This window comes from Streptomyces sp. 1114.5 (assembly GCF_003635085.1).
Lineage (GTDB): Bacteria > Actinomycetota > Actinomycetes > Streptomycetales > Streptomycetaceae > Kitasatospora.
The window spans coordinates 1,093,139-1,111,679 of record NZ_RBXE01000002.1; the positions used below are offsets into that span (position 1 = coordinate 1,093,139).

The following is an 18,541-nucleotide window of genomic DNA, read 5'->3' on the forward strand; positions in this document are numbered from 1 at the left end:
CTGACAGATAACAGATTTCGAAATCTGTTATCTGTCAGCTGTCGTCCGTTCCCCGTCCGCCCTCCACGATCCGTGCCAGCGTTTCCAGCGCCCGCGCCAGCACCGGCAGCGGGGGCGAGGCGAGTCCGACCCGGACGGCGGTCGGTGAGCTCCGCGGATCCACGGCGAACGCCGTCGCGGGCGTGATCGAGATCCCGGCGCGCGCCGCCGCCGCGACGAAGGTCTCCGCCCGCCAGTCGCCCGGCAGCTCCCACCACAGGTAGTACGAGTACGGGTCCGCCCGCAGCCGCTGCCCTGTCAGCACCTCGCGCGCCAGCAGCTGGCGGGCCGCCGCGTCGGCCCGCTTCGCCGCCTCCACCGCGGCCAGCGTGCCGTCCCCGATCCAGCGCACCGCCGCCTCCAGCGCGAATCCGCTCGGCGTCCACCCGCCCGAGCGCAGCGCGCCCGCCACCCGCTCGCGCAGCGCGCCCGGGACGACCGCGAACCCGGTGGTCAGGCCCGGGGCGAGCCGCTTGGAGAGACAGTCCACGAGCACCGTCCGCTCCGGTGCCAGCGCGGCCAGCGGCGCGAGTCCGGGCCGCAGGAAGGACCAGATGGCGTCCTCGACCGCCGGCAGGTCGAGCCGCCGCAGCTCCTCCGCGAGCGCTGCCGCCCGCTCGGGCGGCAGGCTCCCACCGAGCGGGTTCTGCAGCCGGGGCTGCACGTACACGGCGCGCAGCGGCGTCGCCCGGTGGGCGGACGTGACGGCCCCGGGTACCAGCCCGTGCTCGTCCATCGCCAGCGGTACCAGCCCGATGCCCAGCCGTTCCGCCGCCGCCTTGACCACCGGGTAGGTGAGCGCCTCGACTCCGAGCCGGTTCCCCGGCGGCACCAGGGCGGAGAGCGCCCCGACGATGGCCTGCCGCCCGCTGCCCGCGAACAGCAGGTCCGCGGGGTCGACCTCCCAGGAACCGGTCGAGGGCAGCCCGGCGAACGCCCGCCGCGCCGCCCCCGTCCCGGCCGCGCCGACCGGCCGCAGCGCGTCCCCGAGCGCGTCCGCGCGCAGCAGCGGCGTCAGTCCGCCCGCGAGCAGTTCGGCCTGCCCGGGGACGGCGGGGTAGTTGAGCTCCAGGTCCACGGGTGCGGCGCCCGGCTCGGCGAGCGCGACCCGCCCGCCGTCCGCCCCGCGCCCGGCCCGGACGAAGGTCCCGCGGCCGACCTCCCCGACGGTCAGTCCGCGCCGGGCCAGCTCCCGGTAGACGCGTCCCGCCGTCGAGCCGGCGATGCCGTGGCTGCGGGCGAACGCGCGCTGGGTGGGCAGTTGTTGGCCTGGCCGCAGCCGCCCGTCGGCGATGTCGGCGGCGATCCTGTCGGCAATCAGGCGGTAGTCGTCCATCGGTGGCAGGCCTCCTGTGGACCTCGGCGTAGGCCCTGGTGCCTCGGCGTAGGCCCGGGCGCAGACCCTGGCGCGTCGGACCCGGTGGCTACATTGCACCGAGTGCAAAGTCATCATTGCATCGAGCTGATCCTCGGTCCTAGCCTCCCAGCATGGACACGTTGACATCGGCCGTGAGCGGCCACGCCGTGCTCGGGATCGCCGCCGTGGCGCTGGGCATGGTGCTCTCGCCGGGGCCCAACATGATCTACCTGGTCTCGCGCTCGATCGCGCAGGGCCGTCGGGCCGGGCTGATCTCGCTGGCCGGGGTGGCGACCGGTTTCCTGGTCTACCTCGTCGCGGTGACGGCGGGGGTGGCGGCGGTGTTCTCGGTGGTGCCCGCCCTCTACACCGCGATCAAGCTGGCCGGCGCCGGCTACCTGCTCTGGCTGGCCTGGAAGGCCGTCAAGCCGGGTGGCACGGCGGTCTTCGCGCCGCAGGAGCTGCCGCCGGACCCGCCGCGCCGACTGTTCGCGATGGGTTTCCTGACCTGCCTGCTCAACCCCAAGATCGCCATCATGTACGTCTCGCTGCTGCCGCAGTTCGTGGCGCCGGAGCGCGGTCACGTCGCCTTGCAGAGCCTGGTGCTGGGCCTGACCCAGATCGCGATCGCCGTCACCGTCAACGGACTGATCGCGGTCAGCGCGGGCAGCATCGCCGCCTTCCTCAACCGCCGCCCCGGCTGGCTGAGGGTCCAGCGGTACGCGATGGGCACCGTCCTCGCCGGCCTCGCCGTGCACATCGCCGCCGACCGCGCCAAGGCGGTGGCGGTATAGACGGTATGGACGGCAAGGACGGTATGGACGGCATGGCGCGCAAACTCGCCCGGAGCAGCTCGTACCCCGCCTGGATGAGCCGCCCGCCCAGCGCCGGTGCCGTGTTCGCCAGGACCGCGATGGCGGCCGAGTGCTTCGAGGCGAACCCGGCGAAGGGGGAGTACGACCGGATGTCTGCATCCGCAGCCCGCTGAACTGGGGCGTTGCACTGGGTGTGGGCTCGGATGCGGCGAGTCGGTACGGTCGGGGCATGACCACAGCCTTGATCACCGGCGCGACCGCCGGCATCGGAGCCGCCTTCGCCCGCCGGCTCGCCCGCAGCGGCTACCAGCTCGTCCTGGTGGCGCGGGACACCGAGCGCCTGGAGCGCGCCGCCGCGGACCTGCAGGGGAAGTACGGAGTCGAGACGGAGGTGCTGACCGCCGACCTCGCGACCGACGAGGGCATCGGCGCCGTCGAGGCCCGCCTGGCCGACTCGGCCCGCCCCGTGGACCTCCTCGTGAACAACGCCGGCTTCGGCAACAAGGGCCAGTTCGGGACCGTCCCGCTCCAGGACGAGCTGGACATGCTGAAGGTGCACATCGAGGCGATCCTGCGGCTGACCACGGCCGCGCTGCCGGGGATGCGCGAGCGCCGCCGGGGTGCGATCGTCAACGTCGCCTCGGTGGCGGCCTTCCTGCCGCGCGGCACGTACGGGGCGAGCAAGGCCTGGGTGGTCAGCTTCACCCAGGGCGTGCTGCGCGACCTGGGTGGTACGGGCGTGCGGATGATGGCGCTGTGCCCGGGCTTCACCCGGACCGAGTTCCACCAGCGGGCGGGCATGGGCACCGGCAACATCCCGTCCTGGTCCTGGCTCTCGGCCGAGCGGGTGGTGGACGAGGCGATGCGCGACCTGGCCCGCGGCCGGTCGTTGTCCGTGCCGGGCAAGCGCTACAAGGCCGCGGTGGCCATCGCCCGGGTGCTGCCGCCGGGCAGGCTCGGGGGCCTGTCCTCCAAGGCGGCGCGCACGTACCGGACCGACTGACCCCGAGGTGGCCGGGCGGGCGGGCGCAAGGGAATAGAGGGAATCTCACTATTAGCTTGTCTAACTATGAGCTATCCTCGCCATATCGACCCCCGCCCGACCGTCCCACCCAGGGAGGCCCGTCCTTGAGGCCAGCCGCCATCGACTGGACCCCGCCCGATCGTGCCGAGGGCGAGCCCCGCCCGCCGGCCCAGTGGCGGCGGATCCTCACGCTCTTCCGCCCGTACCGCGGCCGGCTCGCCACCGTCGGACTGCTGGTCGCCGCCTCCGCCGTGGTCTCGGTGGTCTCGCCGTTCCTGCTGAAGGCCGTGCTGGACACCGCCATCCCGCAGGGCCGCACCGGGCTGCTCAGCCTGCTCGCGCTCGGGATGATCCTCACCGCCGTGGTGAACAGCGTCTTCAACGTGCTGCAGACGCTGATCTCCACCACCGTCGGCCAGCGCGTGATGCACGACCTGCGCACCGCCGTCTACGGCCACCTGCAACGCCAGTCGCTGGCCTTCTTCACCCGCACCCGCACCGGCGAGGTGCAGTCCCGGATCGCCAATGACATCGGCGGCATGCAGTCCACGGTGACCTCCACCGCGACCAGCCTGGTCTCCAACCTCACCGCGGTCGTCGCCTCCGTCGTCGCCATGGTCGCCCTCGACTGGCGGCTCACCGTCGTCTCGCTCGTCCTGCTCCCGCTGTTCGTCTGGATCAGCCGCCGGGTCGGCCAGGAGCGCAAGAAGATCACCACCCAGCGGCAGAAGCAGCTGGCCGCGATGAGCTCGGCGGTCCAGGAGTCGCTCTCGGTCAGCGGCATCCTGCTCGGCCGCACGATGGGCCGCTCCGACTCGCTCGCCCGCGAGTTCACCGGCCAGTCCGACCAGCTCGCCGACCTGGAGGTCCGGGCCAGCATGGCCGGACGCTGGCGGATGAACACCATCCAGATCGTGATGGCCGCGATGCCCGCGCTGATCTACTGGGCGGCCGGACTGACCTCCGCCGCCGGCGCGCCGATCGTCTCGGTCGGCACCCTGGTCGCCTTCGTCACCCTCCAGCAGGGCCTCTTCCGCCCGACCGTGAGCCTGCTCTCCACCGGCGTGGACGTCCAGACCTCGCTCGCGCTCTTCCAGCGCATCTTCGAGTACCTCGACCTGCCGGTGGAGATCGCCGAGCCGGCGCAGCCGGTCACCCTCACCGACATCCGCGGCGAAGTCCGCTTCGAGCAGGTCGACTTCCGTTACGACCCCGCGCAGGAACGCCCGACCCTCTCCGGCGTCGACCTCAAGGTCCGGGCCGGCACCTCACTGGCCGTGGTCGGCGAGACCGGCTCGGGCAAGACCACCCTCAGCTACCTCGTCCCGCGGCTGTACGACGTCACCGGAGGCCGGGTCACCCTGGACGGCGTGGACGTCCGCGACCTCTCCTTCGACACCCTGGCCCGCGCGGTCGGCGTGGTCTCCCAGGAGACCTACCTCTTCCACGCCTCCGTCGCCGAGAACCTGCGCTTCGCCAAACCCGGCGCCACCGACGCCGAACTGGTCGAAGCCGCCCGGGCCGCCCAGGTCCACGACACCATCGCCGCCCTGCCGGACGGCTACGACACCCTGGTCGGCGAGCGCGGCTACCGCTTCTCCGGCGGTGAGAAGCAGCGCCTGGCACTCGCCCGGACGATCCTGCGCAACCCGCCGGTGCTGATCCTCGACGAGGCCACCAGCGCACTGGACAACCGCACCGAACGCGCCGTCCAGCAGGCCGTGGACACCCTGGCCGCCGGCCGCACCACCATCACCATCACGCACCGGCTCTCCACCGTCCGGGCCGCCGACCAGATCGCCGTCCTGGACCACGGCGAGGTGGTCGAACTCGGCACCCACGAGGAGCTGGTGGAGCTGGACGGCCGGTACGCGGCCCTGCTGCGCCGGGAGGCACCGGCGGCGGCCGTCCTGTCGGACACCGCCCTCGGTCACGCGTGAACCGGTCCTCGCGGACCGCTGCGGCGACCGACCGTCAGGCCGCCTTCGGCACCTCGTTGTAGCTCTCCGCGACCTCCTGGCCGGAGAGCCGCTGGATCGCCGCCATCACCTCGTCGGTCACCTGCCGACGCGCCTTCAGCGAGCGGGCCTGCCCGTGCAGCTCGTCGAAGTGCAGCGGCTCGCCGAAGCGGACCGTCACCTTCTTGAGCCGCGGCACCCGCTTGCCCACCGGCAGGATCTGCTCCGGCCCCTCCAGCGCCACCGGCACCACCGGCACGCCCGCGGTCAGCGCGAGCCAGGCGACGCCCGTCTTGCCCCGGTAGAGCCGGCCGTCCAGCGAGCGGGTGCCCTCGGGGTAGATGCCGAAGGCCTTGCCGGCCTCCAGGATCTCCAGCGCCGACTCCAACGAGGCCTGGGCGGAGCGGTAGGTGCCGCGCTCGACCGGCACCGCGCCGATCGCCTCGAAGAAGCCCTTGGAGAGGCGGCCCTTGAAGCCGGTGCCGGTGAAGTACTCGGCCTTGGCGAGGAAGTGGACCCGGCGCGGGGCGGTCAGCGGGATCACCACGCTGTCGATGAACGACAGGTGGTTGCTGGCCAGGATCACCCCGCCCTTGCGCGGCACGTTCTCGATGCCCTCGATGGCCGGGCGCCAGATTCCCCGTGAAACCGGTTTCAGCACCAGCCTGGTGACGAGGTCGAGCACGTTTCCCTCCCTGGACGAACGACCGCCCGGGAGGTGCCCGGGCCCGCAATCAGATCCGCAGACTACGGCACCCGTCCCGGAGCCTCCACTCCCGGCGACCGTGGCGAACACCACGGCCGGGTAGGGTACGGCCGTCCGAAACCGAGCACGACCCAGCAGTACCCAGGAGGGCACGATGGAGACCACCGAGGCGATCAAGGCCTTTTTCGACCGCTTCGACCAGGACGGCGACGGCAAGATCACTGCGGCCGAGTACGCGCTCGCCGCGAACGAGATGGGCGACCACGACGTCACCATCTCGATGGCCGAGGCGCTGATCCACACCATGGACACCGACCACGACGGCGTCCTGACCTTCGAGGAGTTCCTGGCCGCCCGCCGCCGCTGAGCCCGCGCCGACGGGGCCGGTGCCGTACCGGCGGCACCGGCCCCAACCGGCTTCCGTGCAGGCCCTACCGCTTGCCGTCCACCGGGAACACCCGGCGCACCACCCGCTCCGCCGCCCCGCCGTCGTCCCAGACGCAGAACTTCGCCCGGAACCGCGCTCGCGCCTCCGGAGCCGGATCGCCCGCCAGCAGCGCCCGCGCCAGCTCCTCCGCGGTCTCCGTGACCGCGCCCGGCGGCTCCGCGAACAGGTCGAAGTAGACGCCGCGCTCGCGCTGGTACTCCTCCCAGTCCGGCGCGAAGACCACCACCGGCCGGTCCAGCACCGCGTAGTCGAACATCATCGACGAGTAGTCCGTCACCAGCACGTCCGCCGCGAGGTAAAGGTCCTCGACGGTCGGGTGCGCCGAGACGTCCACGATCCGCGCCGCCTCCCCGTCGGCCGTCAGGTCGCCCGGCCCCCCGGTGTGGAAGTAGTGCGTGCGCACCAGCAGCGTGAAGCCCGGGCCCAGCCGCCGGGCCAGCTCGGCCACGTCCAGCAGCGGCACGTAACCGCCCTTGCCGCCGCGGTGGGTCGGCGCGTACAGCACGGCCGTGGTGCCCGGCCGCAGGTCGAACCGCTCGCGCATCGCGCGCACCTGGTCCGGGGTGGCGTCCGCGAGCCGGTCGTTGCGCGGGTAGCCGGTGTCCAGCATCTCGTACCGGCCGGGGAAGGCGCGGGCGAAGTGCTCACTGGTGTGCGGGTTGGGGGAGACCAGGAAGTCCCAGCGGTCGATGGCCTCCTGGAGCAGGTCGAAGTCCATCCCCTCCGCCGCCGCGGGGCGGTCGCGCAGGTCCATGCCCATGGCCTTGAGGGGGGTACCGTGCTGGGTCTGGACGTGCACCGAGCCGGGCCGCTTGGCCATCGTGCGCGGGAAGTTGACGTTGTTGACGAAGTACTTGGCGGTCGCCATCGCCTTGAGGTACGCGGGGGTGTTGACGATCACGTACGGCACCCCGGCCGGCAGCGTGGCGGCCTGCCGGCGGTTCTCCACCACCCACACGCCCCGTACCTGCGGCGCGAGTTCCTTCGCCTTCTCGTAGATCGCCGCCGGACTGCAGGCGTAACCCCGGTGCCAGTACGCGGCGTAGACCGCCAGGTGCTCGTCCAACGGCAGCCGGCGGAAGGCGTTGTACGCGGTGAACCGGGCGCCGCTGCGCATCCCCTTCTTCACCGCGGGCGCCACCGCCCTTGCCCCGCGCTTGAGTTCGCGCGGCAGCCGGCCGGTCCGGCGCAGCTCGGCGTAGGCGATCCGGGCGCCGCGCGCGGCCAGCCGGTACTGCACGCCGCGCAGCCCGCCGGGGAAGCGGTAGCCGGCCGGGCGGTGGCGGTCGAAGTGCCGGGCGATGCGCTGGAAGAAGTCCTTGCGCAGGTCGGTCGGGACCAGGCCGGGGGTGTCGTAGACGTTGAGCGCCTGGCGCACCGTCCGGTCGAAGACCAGGGTGCGCAGCGACTCCGGGACGGGCCGGCCGGGGCGGTCCTGGCGGTCCAGGAAGGCGAAGATCGCGTCGTACTGGGCGAACACGTCCGCGTGCTTGGGCGAGGCGGTGGCGGTGATCGCGCCGTCCCGGCCGCGCCGGTAGAAGTAGCAGGGGCGATCGAGGTAGCGCAGCCGCCCGGCGGCCAGCAGCGCCGGGTAGGTGACCGAGATGTCCTCGTAGTATCCGCGGCCGAAGGAGACGCCCAGGCCGTCCAGGAACTCGCGGCGGAAGACCTTGTTCCACACCGACATCACGGTCTGGAACAGCGCCGGGTGCTCGGCCAGGGTGCAGCCCTCGACCAGCGGGGAGCCGACCAGCACGTGCCGCCAGGGGTTGGGCTCGGTCTCGCCGTCCGGGTAGACGTGGGTGAAGTCGGTGATCAGCACGTCGGCCGGGGCCTCCCGGCGGCGCTCCTGCTCCAGCTCGTCCAGGAGCACGCCGACGGTCCGCTCGGGCACCCAGTCGTCGCTGTCCACGAACCAGACGTACTCGCCGCGCGCCTGCGGCAGGGCGGCGGTGCGGGCGCCGCCGAGGCCCTGGTTCTCGGTGAGGTGCATCACCCGCAGCCGGGGGTCGCGGGCCGCGTAGGCGTCCAGGATCGCGCCCGAGCCGTCGGGGGAGAGGTCGTCGACCGCGATCACCTCGAAGCGGGACTCCTGGGCGGGGGAGTCACCGAGGACGGAGTCGAGGCAGCGCGGCAGGTACCGCTCCACGCCGTGGACCGGGAGCACGATGCTGAGGAGGAGGGACACGCTGGCCGAGTGTACCGACCGACCCGGCGCGACCTGCGCGGACGTCGGGCCGGGAGGCGATGGGGGGCTCTGCGGCGGCTTTGCAGCGGCTTTGCAGCGGCGTCCGGGGCCCTGCAGGGGATCGGTGGGGGGCTGCGCGTGTGCCGGGAGTCTCGCAGGGGGGTGCGGTGATGCGGGGGTGGTGGACCCGGGACCGCCGGTGCCGGGCCCCTTGCGGGGTGGCACCGGCAGTCAGGTGGCGGCCCGGCCGACCCTCTACGGCCGGCCGCCGTTCCGGGCACCCTGCGAGCCTGGCCACCGCAGCGTCGAGGCGGCCGGGCAGTGGCTCGCGGGAGCCGGAGTTCTTCATCACTCGAACACGTACCTGGTGCGGTGCGGGCACCTGGCGTGTGCATCAGATACTGCTTGGAGCTTTCGCGGGAGTCAATCCCTCGAATGTGTTCACTTCATGAAGCCTGGGGTCTCGGTCGGGCGAAGCTCTCGAAGATCACTTTGTCGATCTGGCGGCTGTCCCCTTTATAGGGAGCCCGCTGCGCCGGGTGCTCGTGCGGCGCGTCCGTAGCGCAGGGTGTCCGCCTGTGTACGCGGGTGCGCGGGCGCTCCGCCGGGTGCGGGCCGGGTGCGGGCCGGGTACGGACCGGGTGTGGGGTCGGGGTCCGGGCCGGGTACCGCCGTGGCGCCCCCGTGCGCCGGGCGCGTGTCGCGCACCCGGGCGCCGGGCCCGCACCTCCTGGCCCTGCTGACGGATGGCCGGTCGTGCACCATCATTGATGCCTAGTCGTGACCGGCCCGGTAGCCCCTGGTGCATCGTCAGTTGACGCCGCACGGTACGGTGGCACAACACCAGGACGGTTGCGCGAAGGCCGTCTGTCACGGATAGTCTTCGCCTCACGGCCCTGGCGCCTCGTAGGGGTGGGAAAACTGATGGAACACATGCAAGTGCGGACTCGGCCCCGTGTGCCGGCGATCCAGTGCGGTATCGGTACGACCGGCCGCCGGATCGAGCGACACCTGGCCGTGCTCGGCGCGCCCGCACTCCCGGCGGTGGACACCGCCGAGGCGCTCGGGCTGATAAGGGAGTTGACGCCGCGCGGCGCCGAAGCCCCGGCGACTCGTCGCCGCCATACCAGGATCTCGCTGCTGACGCCGCTGCGTCGGCTGCGTCGGAGCCTCTTCGGGGGGCGCGGCTAGGGGCTTCGCCCCAGTCGCCGTCCCGGCCGGAACCAGACCCGGCGGACCCATCCGGTCCGCCGGGTCATCGGTGTCTCCGGCGGCCGGTCGCGTCGCTGGTCCCGTCACTGGTCCCGGGGTGCGCCGGCCCGCCCGCCGCGTGCTCTGAACCTTGCACCCTATGCCAGTTCACCTCCCAGGCGAGCCGAGTCGGCGAGGCAGTACGCCCGGCCCCCTGACCTGCGCCAGGATGGCGCCATGGCGGACAACAACCACTCCATGTCGACCGGTCTGTTCCAGACCACCACCCTCGAAATCACCACGGGCAGCCGCGAGGTCGCGCTCGACATCACCGACCGCTGCGCCGCGTTCCTCGACGAGCGTGCCGCCGGGCGCGACGGCCTGCTCAACGTCTTCGTCCCGCACGCCACCGCCGGGATCGCCGTCCTGGAGACCGGGTCCGGCAGCGACGACGACTTCCTCGCCACCCTGCGCGAACTGCTCCCGGCCGACGACCGCTGGCGCCATCGGCACGGCAGCCCCGGCCACGGCCGGGACCACGTGGTGCCCGGACTGGTCGCCCCGCACGCGACCCTGCCGGTGCTCGGCGGCCAACTGGCCCTCGGCGTCTGGCAGTCCGTGGTACTGGTCGACACCAACGGCGACAACCCGCGCCGTACCGTCCGGCTCTCGTTCCTCGGCTGATTCCCGTGGCTCCGGGCTCCGGGCTCCCGGCTACCGGTCGCCGACGTGGGCGGCCACGGTCGTGAGGTAGCGCTCGATCGCCAGGTGCTGGCAGAGCAGCGCGACCGGACGGCCCAGGCGGGCGTACCAGGCGGACAGCCGGGAGAACGCGGTGACCTCGAACCACACCTCGCCGTCGGCGCCCATCGACACCAGGAACGCCTCCTCGCCGCACTCCGGGTGCCCGGGGAGCGTCCCGTATGCGAATCCGATCCGGTCCGGCTCGTCCACCGTCCACACCACCCGGCAGGGGATCACCAGCCGGGGCCACCGGCTCGCCGGCAGGCTCAGCCGCAGCAGCACCGTGTGCCCGTCCCGGGCCGGACCGCCCGGGTACACCGCGAAGCCGGTGCCCAACTGAGTGCCCCAGCCGAGCACGTACCGCCCTGCCCGCTCCAGCACCTCGGGGCCGTGCCCGAGGTGCACCCGCCGTCGCAGGTGCGCGTAGCCGTCCGGCAGCCGCCCGCCCCGGGTGGCCCCGACCTCGGCGTACGAGGGGGTGGTGGCGCGGGCGGCGAGCAGGCGCTGGTGGAGATGCGTGGGCATGCCGGTCACGGTAGCTCCGGCGGGCGGGCGCCAGCGAACAGGGTTCAGCGGTCAGCGAACAGATTTCAGATGACAGCTTTCAGCGAACGTTTTCTGAAATCTGTTCGCTGAAAGTTGTTCGCTGAACCTTGTCACCTTCGTCCGCGCCGGTCAGTCGTCCAGCGAGATCGCGTTCTTGGCCCGCTCCACCGACTCCTCGGCGGCCGGCCCGCCGGGATTCTCGGTCGCCAGGGCCTGGTTGAGTTCGACGAACGGGCGCAGCCGCTGCTCGTACGCGGCGAAGGCGGCCCGGTGGTCGCCCTCGGAGCGGCTGCGGGCCTCGGCGAGCGCGTCGGCGAGGACGTGGGCGCCGACCAGGGCGAGGCTGGTGCCCTGGCCCGACAGCGGGGAGGCGCAGTAGCCCGCGTCCCCGAGTAGGACGACCCGGCCGCGCGACCAGCGGTCCATCCGGATCTGCGTCATCGAGTCGCAGTAGAGGTCGGGTGCCTCGGCCAGGGCCTTCAGCAGCCTCGGGGTCTCCCAGTGCAGCGCCGCCATCCGCTCGGCGACGAGCGCCTTCTGCGACTCCGGAGCGCGCCGCTCCTCCGGCAGCGGCTCGCCGGCGAAGCCGAAGGCGATCCGCAGCTCGGAGTTGTCCCGCACCGGGTAGACGCCGTAGCCGGCCTCGCCGTCGCGCAGCCACAGCTGCCAGTCCTCCAGGCCCAGGAAGTTGTCCGCGCTGAAGATGGCCAGATGCGTGCCGAGGTGGCGGGCGAAGCGCTCCTCGGGTCCGAAGGCCAGTCGGCGGACGGCCGAGTGCAGGCCGTCGGCGCCCACCACCAGGTCGTACCGGCGTGGTCCGGCGTGTGCGAAGGAGACCCGGACGCCGTCCTCGTCCTGGTCGAGCGCGGTCACGGCGTCCCCGAACACGAAGCGGGTGCCCGCGTCCTCCGTCGCCCGTTCGTGCAAGATCCGGACGAGGTCGTCGCGCAGCAGCTCGATGTCGTCGCTGTCGAGCCGTCCGCTGCTGATCGTGCTCTCGGTGGAGCGGTACACCTCCCGGCCCTCACCGTCCAGAACGGTCATGCCCCGCATCCGGGTGCGGTGGGCACGGGCTCGCTCCAGCACGCCCAGCCGCTCGACCACCTCCAGGGCGACGCCCCGGATGTCCACGGCCTGTCCGCCGCCGCGCAGCCCGGGGGCGCGCTCCACCACCGTGGGGGCGAAGCCCCGGCGGCTCAGCAGGGCGGCGAGCGCAGTACCGGCGATACCGCCGCCGGAGATGAGCACGGTCTTCATGAGGTCGCTCCTCGCTGTCCGTCCGCGCGCGGTGTCGCGCGTCGGCTCGTACGCTGTACGCGGGTCGAATGTACGGCGTACGCGTTGGCCCGCCAACTGCCGTTTTTGCCAGTACTGACCTAGTACAGAGGACGGATCTGGCGCGGCGCTGCTGGTAGCGTCTGAGCTAGTACAGTCTGTAGTACAGTCCTGGCCGCCGCGGAAAGAGATCCGCGTCACATGAGGGAGCCGGCCGCATGACCGCGAGGCCCGAGTCCGTCCCGCCGTACCGGCGCATCGCCGACGAGATCGCCGGGCGGATTGCCGACGGCACGCTCGCGCCGGGCGCGCAAGTGCCCTCGACCCGGCGGATCGCCCGGGAGTGGAACGTCGCACTGGCCACGGCCACCAAGGTGCTCACCACGCTGCGGCTGGAGGGACTGGTCGAGACCCGGCCCCGGGTCGGCACGGTGGTGGCTGCCCCCGCCGCCGCTTCGGCCACCACCACCCCGGCTACTGCTGTGGCACCCACCGCTGCGGTGTCGCCGGCCGCGGGACCGTCCGTCGAGCTCACCGCGGAGCGGATCGTCCGGGCCGCCACGGAGATCGCCGACCACGAGGGGCTCGCCGCGCTCTCCATGCGCAGCGTCGCGGCCCGGCTCGGCGTCGCCGCGATGTCCCCCTACCGGTACGTCCCGAGCAAGGACGACCTGGTGCTGCTGATGGCGGACGCGGCGTTCGGCGAGGAGTCGTACCCGGCCGAACCGCCGGGGGAGTGGCGGGCACGTCTGGAGCTCGGCGCGCACACGCTGTGGCGGATCTACCGGCGCCATCCATGGCTCGCCCAGGTCGGCGCGCTCACTCGCCCGCTGATGCTGCCCGCCCTGCTGGACCACGCCGAGTGGGCGCTCGCCGCGCTCGACGGGCACGGCCTGGACGCCGAGACCATGCTCGACCTGCACGTCCTGCTCTACAGCTACGTCCAGGGGATCGCCGTCCACCTGGAGCGGGAGGCCCAGGCCGAGGCGACCACCGGTCTCACCGAGGACCAGTGGATGGACCGTCAGGGTTCGGCCCTGACGGCGATCGTCACCGGTGAGCGCCATCCCGTGTTCGCGCGGACGACCGGCAGCCTCGGGGACGGCTACGACCTCGATCTGGACGCGCTGTTCGCCTTCGGACTGAAGCCGCTGCTGGACGGCGTCGCCGCCATGATCGAGTCGGCCGGGAGTGGGAGCGGGCACGAAACCCGGAACGGACGCGCAAGCGGGAACGGACGCGGGGCCGACGCCGGTGCGGCCTTGCGACCGGGCGGGGCGGCGGAGTAGGAAGGCGGCATGAGCGACAGCGTGACGAACGAGCCCGCGGCGGTCTGCGAGCTCACCCCCGACGGCGGCAGCGCCGAGGCCGCGCTGCTGCACGACCCGACGGCGTCCGGGCCGCGCGCCGACTGCGTGCTGTGCGGCGAGCCGACCGAACTGCCCGCCGACCAGCCGGGCAGCACGCTCTGCCCGGTGTGCGCCTGGCAGCAGGCGCAGCGGATCGCCTGCTCGGGCTGACCCCGCGCCCTTCCGGGGAGCTCCGCGAGGCAGTGCCCCCGGCCGGCTACGCGTCCTCGCGTTCGGCCAGGGCCAGGGTCGAGCCGCGCCGGCCCTTGCGGACCAGCAGCTGCGCCGGGATACGGGTGCGCAGGTCGGCGACATGGCTGACGATGCCGACCGCGCGGTCCCGCTCGCGCAGGCCGTCGAGGACGTCCATCACCTCCTCCAGGGACTGCTCGTCCAGGGTGCCGAAGCCCTCGTCGATGAACAGGGTGTCGAGCGGCATACCGCCGGCCTCGTCGGTGACCACGTCGGCCAGGCCGAGGGCGAGGGAGAGCGAGGCGAAGAAGCTCTCGCCGCCGGACAGCGTCGCGGTGTCCCGCTCGGTGCCCGTCCAGGCGTCCACCACCCGCAGGGCCAGGCCCGAGCGCCTGTTGCCGGTGCCCCGGTCGTCGCTGTGCACCAGGGTGTAGCGGCCGCCGGACATCCGGACCAGCCGGTCGCTGGCCGCCGCCGCGACCTGCTCCAGCCGAGCCGCCAGGACGTACGACTCCAGGCGCATCCGCAGCCGGTTCTCGGTGGAGGTGCCGGCGGCCAGGGCGGCGAGCCGGTTGATCCGGCCGTACCGGTCCAGCGCCGGGGCCAGCTCGGCGGCGAGCCCGGCGAGCTGCCGGCCGATCCCGGCCAGGGCTCCGCACCGCTCGTCGGCCGCGGCCCGGACGGCGTGCGCCCGCCCGAGCCGATCGGTGGCCTCGCGGAGCGCGGCCGCGGCGGCGGACAGGTCGACCGGCGGACGGGCCGCGGCCTCGGCCAGCTCCGGCAGTGCCAGCTCGCTGCGGACGGCGGCGGTCTCCGCGCGGTGCCGCTCCAGCCGGGCCTCCAACCGCTCGCGCTCCTCGCGCGGCAGCAGGACGGCCAGTGCCGCCGCGGCGTCCGGGAAGCCCGCCGCGGCGGCGGCCTTGCCCAGTTCGTCCTCGGCCTCGTCGAGCCTGGCCGCCGCCTCCGCGCGGGCCCGGGCGGCTCCGGCCGCAGCGGCTACGTCCTCGGTGAGCCGGGTCAGGGCCGCGGCCCGGTCGGCGACCGAGGCCGCCTCTCCCCGGGCGGCCGCCACCCGGGCGGTCAGCTCCTCCCGCTCGGCGTCGAGCGCCTGCAGCCGGTCGGTGAGGACAGCGGCGCGTTCCCTGGCCTCGTGCAGTTCGTCGCCGCGGCGGGTGCGCTCCCGCGACAGCCGGGCGATCTCCTGCTCGACGCGACCCAGTGCCTCCGCGGTGTGCCGGGCGTCCCGGTGCTCGCGTTCCAGCCCGGCGAGGGCCCGGGCGAGCACGTCCACCGGGTCGGGACCGGCCGCTGCGGCCGCGGCCGCCTCGCGCACCCGCAGGGCGGTCAGTGCCTGGTCGGCTTCCGCCCAGGCCTGCTCGGCGGCGGCCTGGGCCCGCCGGGCCCGCTCCTCGTCCTCGGCGCCGACCCGGCTGCCGGGCGCCGCCTGCGCGGGCGCCGGGTGCTCGGGCGAGCCGCAGACCCGGCAGGGCCGGCCCGCGCGCAGCTGCTCGGCCAGCTCGGCGGCCATGCCCGCCAGCCGCCGGTCCCGCAGGTCCAGACCGTGCTCGCGGGCGTCCAGGGCAGCGGCGCGCAGCTGCGCGACCCGTGGTTCGGCCGCCGAGATCCCGGCGCGCAGGCCGTCGCGCTCCCGGGCTGCGTCCAGACGGGCGGCAGCCTCGGCCCGCTGCCCGTCCAGCTGCTCGACCTTCGTGGTCGCCGCCCGGGCCTCGGAGTGCCGCTCCTCCAGGCGGGCCAGCTCGCCCTCGAACTCGGCCAGCCAGTCCTCGGCGTCCTCGGCCAGCTCCTCGGCGGCACGCCGGTCCGCCGTCAGGGAGCGCTGCTCGCGGACGAGTTCGGCGCAGCGCCGCTCCTCCGCCCGGGCCGCCTCCAGGCGCACCACCTCGGCGCGCAGCCGCAGTTCGGCCTCGGCCAGCCCGGCGGCGTCGGCCCCGTCGAGCCCTCGGACCTCCGTGCCACGCGCGCCGGCCAGCGTCTCGCGGCGGCGGCGCTCCGCCTCCCGGGCACGCCGGAAGGCCTCGGCCGCGCTCTCCCGCAGCCGCAGCGCGGACTCCACCCCGACCGCGTCCTGTGCGGCCGCCAGTCGGCGCCGGTCCTCGGCCGCCGCGGGCTCGAACCCGGCCAGCCGCTCGGCCCGGGCCAGCGCCTCCCGGTGCCGGCGCTGCCGCCCGGCCAGCTCCTCGGCTGCCTCGCGCCGCTGCTGGGCCGTGCGCTGCGCGGCCTCGGCGCCCGCGAGCGCAGCCTCGGCGACGGCGAGCTGTTCGGCCGCGCCGCTGCGCAGCACCGCGGCCCAGCCGAGCACGTCGGCCGTCAGCCCGGCGTCGGCGTCCTCGGCCGGCACCCAGTCCTCGGCGGGCTCGGCCCCGGGACCGGCCGCCTGCTCGGCCCTGCCGACGAGGTCACGCAGCCGGCGCCGGCCGGCCTGGACCGTCGCCTCCTGGGCGCGCCGCTGCTCGGCGAGCCAGTCCTCGACGTGCCGATAACGCTCGGTGTCGAACAGCCGGCGCAGCAGCTTGCCGCGCTCCTCCGAGTCGGCCTTGAGGAAGCGGGCGAAGTCGCCCTGCGGCAGCAGCACCACCTGGCAGAACTGCTCCCGGTTCATGCCGATCAGCCGGTGGATCTCCTCCCCGGCCTCCTGGTGGGACTTGCTGAGCCCCCGCCAGCCCGGCGAGCCGTCGCCGGTGTCCTCGACCCACTCGCGCAGCAGGGTCTGCGCCCGTTCGACGGTGGTGCCCGCGCCGACCTTCTTCGGGCGCCGCTGCTCCGGCAGGCGGGTGATCTGGAGGCGCCGCCCGCCGAGGGTCAGCTCCAGCCGCACCTCGGTCAGTCGCTTCGGGTCGGCGTGGTCGCTGCGCAGCCGGGTGGCCCGGCGGGTGCCGGGCGGCTCGCCGTAGAGGGCGAAGCAGACCGCGTCCAGCACGCTGCTCTTGCCCGCGCCCGTCGCCCCGCGCAGCAGGAACAGTCCGCCGGCGGCGAGCGCGTCGAAGTCCACCGTCTCGGAGCCGGCGAACGGGCCGAAGGCGGTGACGGTGAGCCGGTGCAGCCTCATCGGGGCAGGTCCGCCTTCCGGTCGGTGCTCTCCCGGACCTGCTCGAAGCCGTCGCGCAGCCAGCCGAGCTCGTCCGGCTCCGGCTCGGCGCCGGGGCGGACGTGCCGCAGGAAGCCCTCGGCGATCTCCAGGTCGGCCCGGCCGCTCACCCGCGCCGCGTACGAGCGGGAGGGCTCGGCCTTGCTCTCCGCCGGGTCGAACAGCAGCTGGAGGGTGTGCGGGAAGCGGCGGCGCAGCTTCTCCATCGGCTCGCTCGGCCGGGCCGCGTCGGTGAGCGTGGCCTGCACCCAGGACTGCTCGTGCTCGGCGTACTTCTCCTCGGTGAGCAGGGCTTCGAGGGTGTCGCGCAGGGTGGCGAGGCGGCGCGGCTCGGGGCAGGGGATGCGCTCGGCGGCCACCGAGCCGTCGGCCGCGAGGTCGACCAGCCACATGCTCTTGCGCTGCTTCGCCTCGGAGAAGGAGTAGGCGAGCGGGGAGCCGCTGTAGCGCAGGTGCGGGGCGAGTGTCTGGCAGCCGTGCAGGTGGCCGAGCGCGGCGTAGTGCACCCCGTCGAACACCGAGGCGGGCACCGAGGCGACGCCGCCGACCGCGATGTCGCGCTCGCTGTCGCTCGGCGCGCCGCCGGTGACGAAGGCGTGCGCCAGCACCACCGCGCGGGTGCCGGCCGGGCGCGCCGCGAGGTCGGCCCGCACCTCGTCCATCGCCGACCCGAGCACCGCCGCGTGCCCGCCCCTGGCCAGCCCGAACCGCTCGCGCACCAGCGTCGGCTCCAGGTACGGCAGCCCGTACACCGCCACCGGCCCGTGCTCGTCCGCCAGCAGCACCGGCTCGGCACACCGGCCCGGATCCGTCCGCAGGTGGATCCCGGCCCGCCCGATCAGCCCCGCCCCGACGCCCAACCGGCGGGCCGAGTCGTGGTTGCCGCTGATGAACACCGTCGGCACGCCGAGGTCGGCCAGCCGGTGCAGCACGTCGTCGAACATCGCGACCGCCTCCAGCCCCGGCAGGGCGCGGTCGTACACGTCCCCGGCGACCAGCACGGCGTCCACGCCCTCGGACCGGACCACGTCCACCAGGTGGTCCAGGAAGGCGCGCTGGGCGTCGTGCAGGCTCTCCCGGTGGAACGAGCGCCCGAGATGCCAGTCGGAGGTATGCAGCAGTCGCATGGTCACCGACCCTAACCCGCACCACTGACAATCCCGCCCGGATCGGCTGAGGCATCCGTCCCACCGGCCCCGGGGGTCGCTCGGCGCACCGACGGGGGCCGTCAGGGGCCGTCAGGGGCCGTCAGGGGCCGTCGGGAGCTCCGGGCTCCCCGCCGGCTGCCCGGTGTTCGATTACTGGGGGTGGATTGTCAGTGGCTCTGTGTATGTTCCTCGACGTCGGCGGCACCGTCCTTCGGTGCGGTCGGCGTCCCGGTGCCGTCCGGTGCCGGGTGCCGGGTCCCGGGGGTCGGATCCCGGGCGAGTGAGGAGCAGGAGGAGCCATGGCTGCGGTGCGGAGGTTGGTGCGCGAGGTGGTGGCGGCTGCGGGGAGGCGTCGGCGGGTGCTGGCGTTGTCCGGGCGGAGGCCGGGGGCGGGTGCCGGCGGGGCGCCGGCCGCTGGGCCCGGTGGGGCGCCGCCGCCCGGGGGAGACCGGCCG

The 18,541-nt window shown here is 74.0% G+C and carries 16 protein-coding genes; 9 read left to right on the plus strand and 7 right to left on the minus strand.

The genetic code is table 11. The features are described 5' to 3' along the window. Positions 1 to 34: 34 nt before the first annotated feature. Positions 35 to 1,375 carry a PLP-dependent aminotransferase family protein gene (locus BX285_RS28085; protein ID WP_121178628.1) on the minus strand — a complete coding sequence of 447 codons (1,341 nt, stop codon included), beginning with the start codon at positions 1,373 to 1,375 and terminating at the stop codon, positions 35 to 37. A 152-nt stretch (positions 1,376 to 1,527) separates the two neighbouring features. Between BX285_RS28085 and BX285_RS28090 the strand changes: the two genes are divergently transcribed. The 4 genes from BX285_RS28090 (at position 1,528) to BX285_RS28105 (ending at position 5,175) form a co-directional block, all read left to right on the plus strand. After that, complete coding sequence (locus tag BX285_RS28090; protein WP_121178629.1) at positions 1,528 to 2,190, plus strand: LysE family translocator; 663 nt, start codon at positions 1,528 to 1,530, stop codon at positions 2,188 to 2,190. Between the two features lie 5 nt (positions 2,191 to 2,195). Continuing rightward, a complete protein-coding gene (locus tag BX285_RS28095; RefSeq protein WP_121178630.1) occupies positions 2,196 to 2,384 on the plus strand; it encodes a hypothetical protein in 189 nt (62 codons plus the stop codon). 56 nt (positions 2,385 to 2,440) lie between these two features. Continuing rightward, positions 2,441 to 3,214 (plus strand): SDR family oxidoreductase, encoded by a 774-nt coding sequence (locus BX285_RS28100; protein ID WP_097235341.1) that lies wholly within the window; start codon positions 2,441 to 2,443, stop codon positions 3,212 to 3,214. Positions 3,215 to 3,339: 125 nt separating this feature from the next. Next, complete coding sequence (locus BX285_RS28105; RefSeq protein ID WP_121178631.1) at positions 3,340 to 5,175, plus strand: ABC transporter ATP-binding protein; 1,836 nt, start codon at positions 3,340 to 3,342, stop codon at positions 5,173 to 5,175. A gap of 34 nt (positions 5,176 to 5,209) precedes the next feature. On the opposite strand, the gene BX285_RS28110 is transcribed toward BX285_RS28105, so the two are convergent. Continuing rightward, complete coding sequence (locus BX285_RS28110; RefSeq protein ID WP_097235339.1) at positions 5,210 to 5,878, minus strand: 1-acyl-sn-glycerol-3-phosphate acyltransferase; 669 nt, start codon at positions 5,876 to 5,878, stop codon at positions 5,210 to 5,212. 175 nt (positions 5,879 to 6,053) lie between these two features. On the opposite strand from BX285_RS28110, the gene BX285_RS28115 reads away from it, so the two are divergent. Then, a complete protein-coding gene (locus BX285_RS28115) occupies positions 6,054 to 6,266 on the plus strand; it encodes an EF-hand domain-containing protein (RefSeq protein WP_097235338.1) in 213 nt (70 codons plus the stop codon). A gap of 64 nt (positions 6,267 to 6,330) precedes the next feature. Here the strand turns inward: BX285_RS28115 and BX285_RS28120 are convergent, their stop codons facing one another. Next, the gene (locus BX285_RS28120; RefSeq protein ID WP_121178632.1) at positions 6,331 to 8,535 is read right to left on the minus strand and encodes a bifunctional glycosyltransferase family 2 protein/CDP-glycerol:glycerophosphate glycerophosphotransferase; all 2,205 of its coding nucleotides are present in this window, start codon (positions 8,533 to 8,535) and stop codon (positions 6,331 to 6,333) included. A gap of 924 nt (positions 8,536 to 9,459) precedes the next feature. Between BX285_RS28120 and BX285_RS28125 the strand changes: the two genes are divergently transcribed. Beyond that, positions 9,460 to 9,726 carry a hypothetical protein gene (locus BX285_RS28125; protein ID WP_097235336.1) on the plus strand — a complete coding sequence of 89 codons (267 nt, stop codon included), beginning with the start codon at positions 9,460 to 9,462 and terminating at the stop codon, positions 9,724 to 9,726. A 237-nt stretch (positions 9,727 to 9,963) separates the two neighbouring features. Then, positions 9,964 to 10,410, plus strand: a complete 447-nt coding sequence (locus BX285_RS28130) for a YjbQ family protein (protein ID WP_259470819.1) — start codon at positions 9,964 to 9,966, stop codon at positions 10,408 to 10,410. A 30-nt stretch (positions 10,411 to 10,440) separates the two neighbouring features. Here BX285_RS28130 and BX285_RS28135 read toward each other — a convergent pair whose 3' ends face one another. Then, positions 10,441 to 10,995, minus strand: coding sequence for a DUF1990 family protein (locus BX285_RS28135; RefSeq protein WP_121179055.1), 555 nt, complete (start codon positions 10,993 to 10,995; stop codon positions 10,441 to 10,443). A 150-nt stretch (positions 10,996 to 11,145) separates the two neighbouring features. Then, positions 11,146 to 12,273: an FAD-dependent monooxygenase gene (locus tag BX285_RS28140; RefSeq protein ID WP_121178633.1), complete on the minus strand. Its 1,128-nt coding sequence runs from the start codon at positions 12,271 to 12,273 to the stop codon at positions 11,146 to 11,148. A 236-nt stretch (positions 12,274 to 12,509) separates the two neighbouring features. On the opposite strand from BX285_RS28140, the gene BX285_RS28145 reads away from it, so the two are divergent. Then, positions 12,510 to 13,580, plus strand: coding sequence for a TetR/AcrR family transcriptional regulator C-terminal domain-containing protein (locus tag BX285_RS28145; RefSeq protein WP_121178634.1), 1,071 nt, complete (start codon positions 12,510 to 12,512; stop codon positions 13,578 to 13,580). A 9-nt stretch (positions 13,581 to 13,589) separates the two neighbouring features. Continuing rightward, on the plus strand, positions 13,590 to 13,811 hold the full coding sequence (locus tag BX285_RS28150; RefSeq protein ID WP_121178635.1) for a hypothetical protein: 222 nt from the start codon (positions 13,590 to 13,592) through the stop codon (positions 13,809 to 13,811). 46 nt (positions 13,812 to 13,857) lie between these two features. On the opposite strand, the gene BX285_RS28155 is transcribed toward BX285_RS28150, so the two are convergent. Beyond that, positions 13,858 to 16,899 (minus strand): AAA family ATPase, encoded by a 3,042-nt coding sequence (locus BX285_RS28155; protein WP_121178636.1) that lies wholly within the window; start codon positions 16,897 to 16,899, stop codon positions 13,858 to 13,860. Continuing rightward, a complete protein-coding gene (locus BX285_RS28160) occupies positions 16,896 to 18,065 on the minus strand; it encodes an exonuclease SbcCD subunit D (protein WP_121178637.1) in 1,170 nt (389 codons plus the stop codon). Before BX285_RS28160 ends, BX285_RS28155 begins: the two co-directional genes overlap by 4 nt. Between the last annotated feature and the right edge of the window lie 476 nt (positions 18,066 to 18,541).

Excerpts from the sequence above, each read along its gene's own strand:
- BX285_RS28085 (WP_121178628.1), bottom strand. The coding sequence starts at position 1,375 with ATGGACGACTACCGCCTGATTGCCGACAGGATCGCCGCCGACATCGCC.
- BX285_RS28090 (WP_121178629.1), top strand. The coding sequence starts at position 1,528 with ATGGACACGTTGACATCGGCCGTGAGCGGCCACGCCGTGCTCGGGATC.
- BX285_RS28140 (WP_121178633.1), bottom strand. The coding sequence starts at position 12,273 with ATGAAGACCGTGCTCATCTCCGGCGGCGGTATCGCCGGTACTGCGCTC.
- BX285_RS28095 (WP_121178630.1), top strand. The coding sequence starts at position 2,196 with ATGGACGGCAAGGACGGTATGGACGGCATGGCGCGCAAACTCGCCCGG.
- BX285_RS28145 (WP_121178634.1), top strand. The coding sequence starts at position 12,510 with ATGACCGCGAGGCCCGAGTCCGTCCCGCCGTACCGGCGCATCGCCGAC.
- BX285_RS28115 (WP_097235338.1), top strand. The coding sequence starts at position 6,054 with ATGGAGACCACCGAGGCGATCAAGGCCTTTTTCGACCGCTTCGACCAG.
- BX285_RS28155 (WP_121178636.1), bottom strand. The coding sequence starts at position 16,899 with ATGAGGCTGCACCGGCTCACCGTCACCGCCTTCGGCCCGTTCGCCGGC.
- BX285_RS28135 (WP_121179055.1), bottom strand. The coding sequence starts at position 10,995 with ATGCCCACGCATCTCCACCAGCGCCTGCTCGCCGCCCGCGCCACCACC.
- BX285_RS28100 (WP_097235341.1), top strand. The coding sequence starts at position 2,441 with ATGACCACAGCCTTGATCACCGGCGCGACCGCCGGCATCGGAGCCGCC.
- BX285_RS28150 (WP_121178635.1), top strand. The coding sequence starts at position 13,590 with ATGAGCGACAGCGTGACGAACGAGCCCGCGGCGGTCTGCGAGCTCACC.
- BX285_RS28125 (WP_097235336.1), top strand. The coding sequence starts at position 9,460 with ATGGAACACATGCAAGTGCGGACTCGGCCCCGTGTGCCGGCGATCCAG.
- BX285_RS28130 (WP_259470819.1), top strand. The coding sequence starts at position 9,964 with ATGGCGGACAACAACCACTCCATGTCGACCGGTCTGTTCCAGACCACC.
- BX285_RS28160 (WP_121178637.1), bottom strand. The coding sequence starts at position 18,065 with ATGCGACTGCTGCATACCTCCGACTGGCATCTCGGGCGCTCGTTCCAC.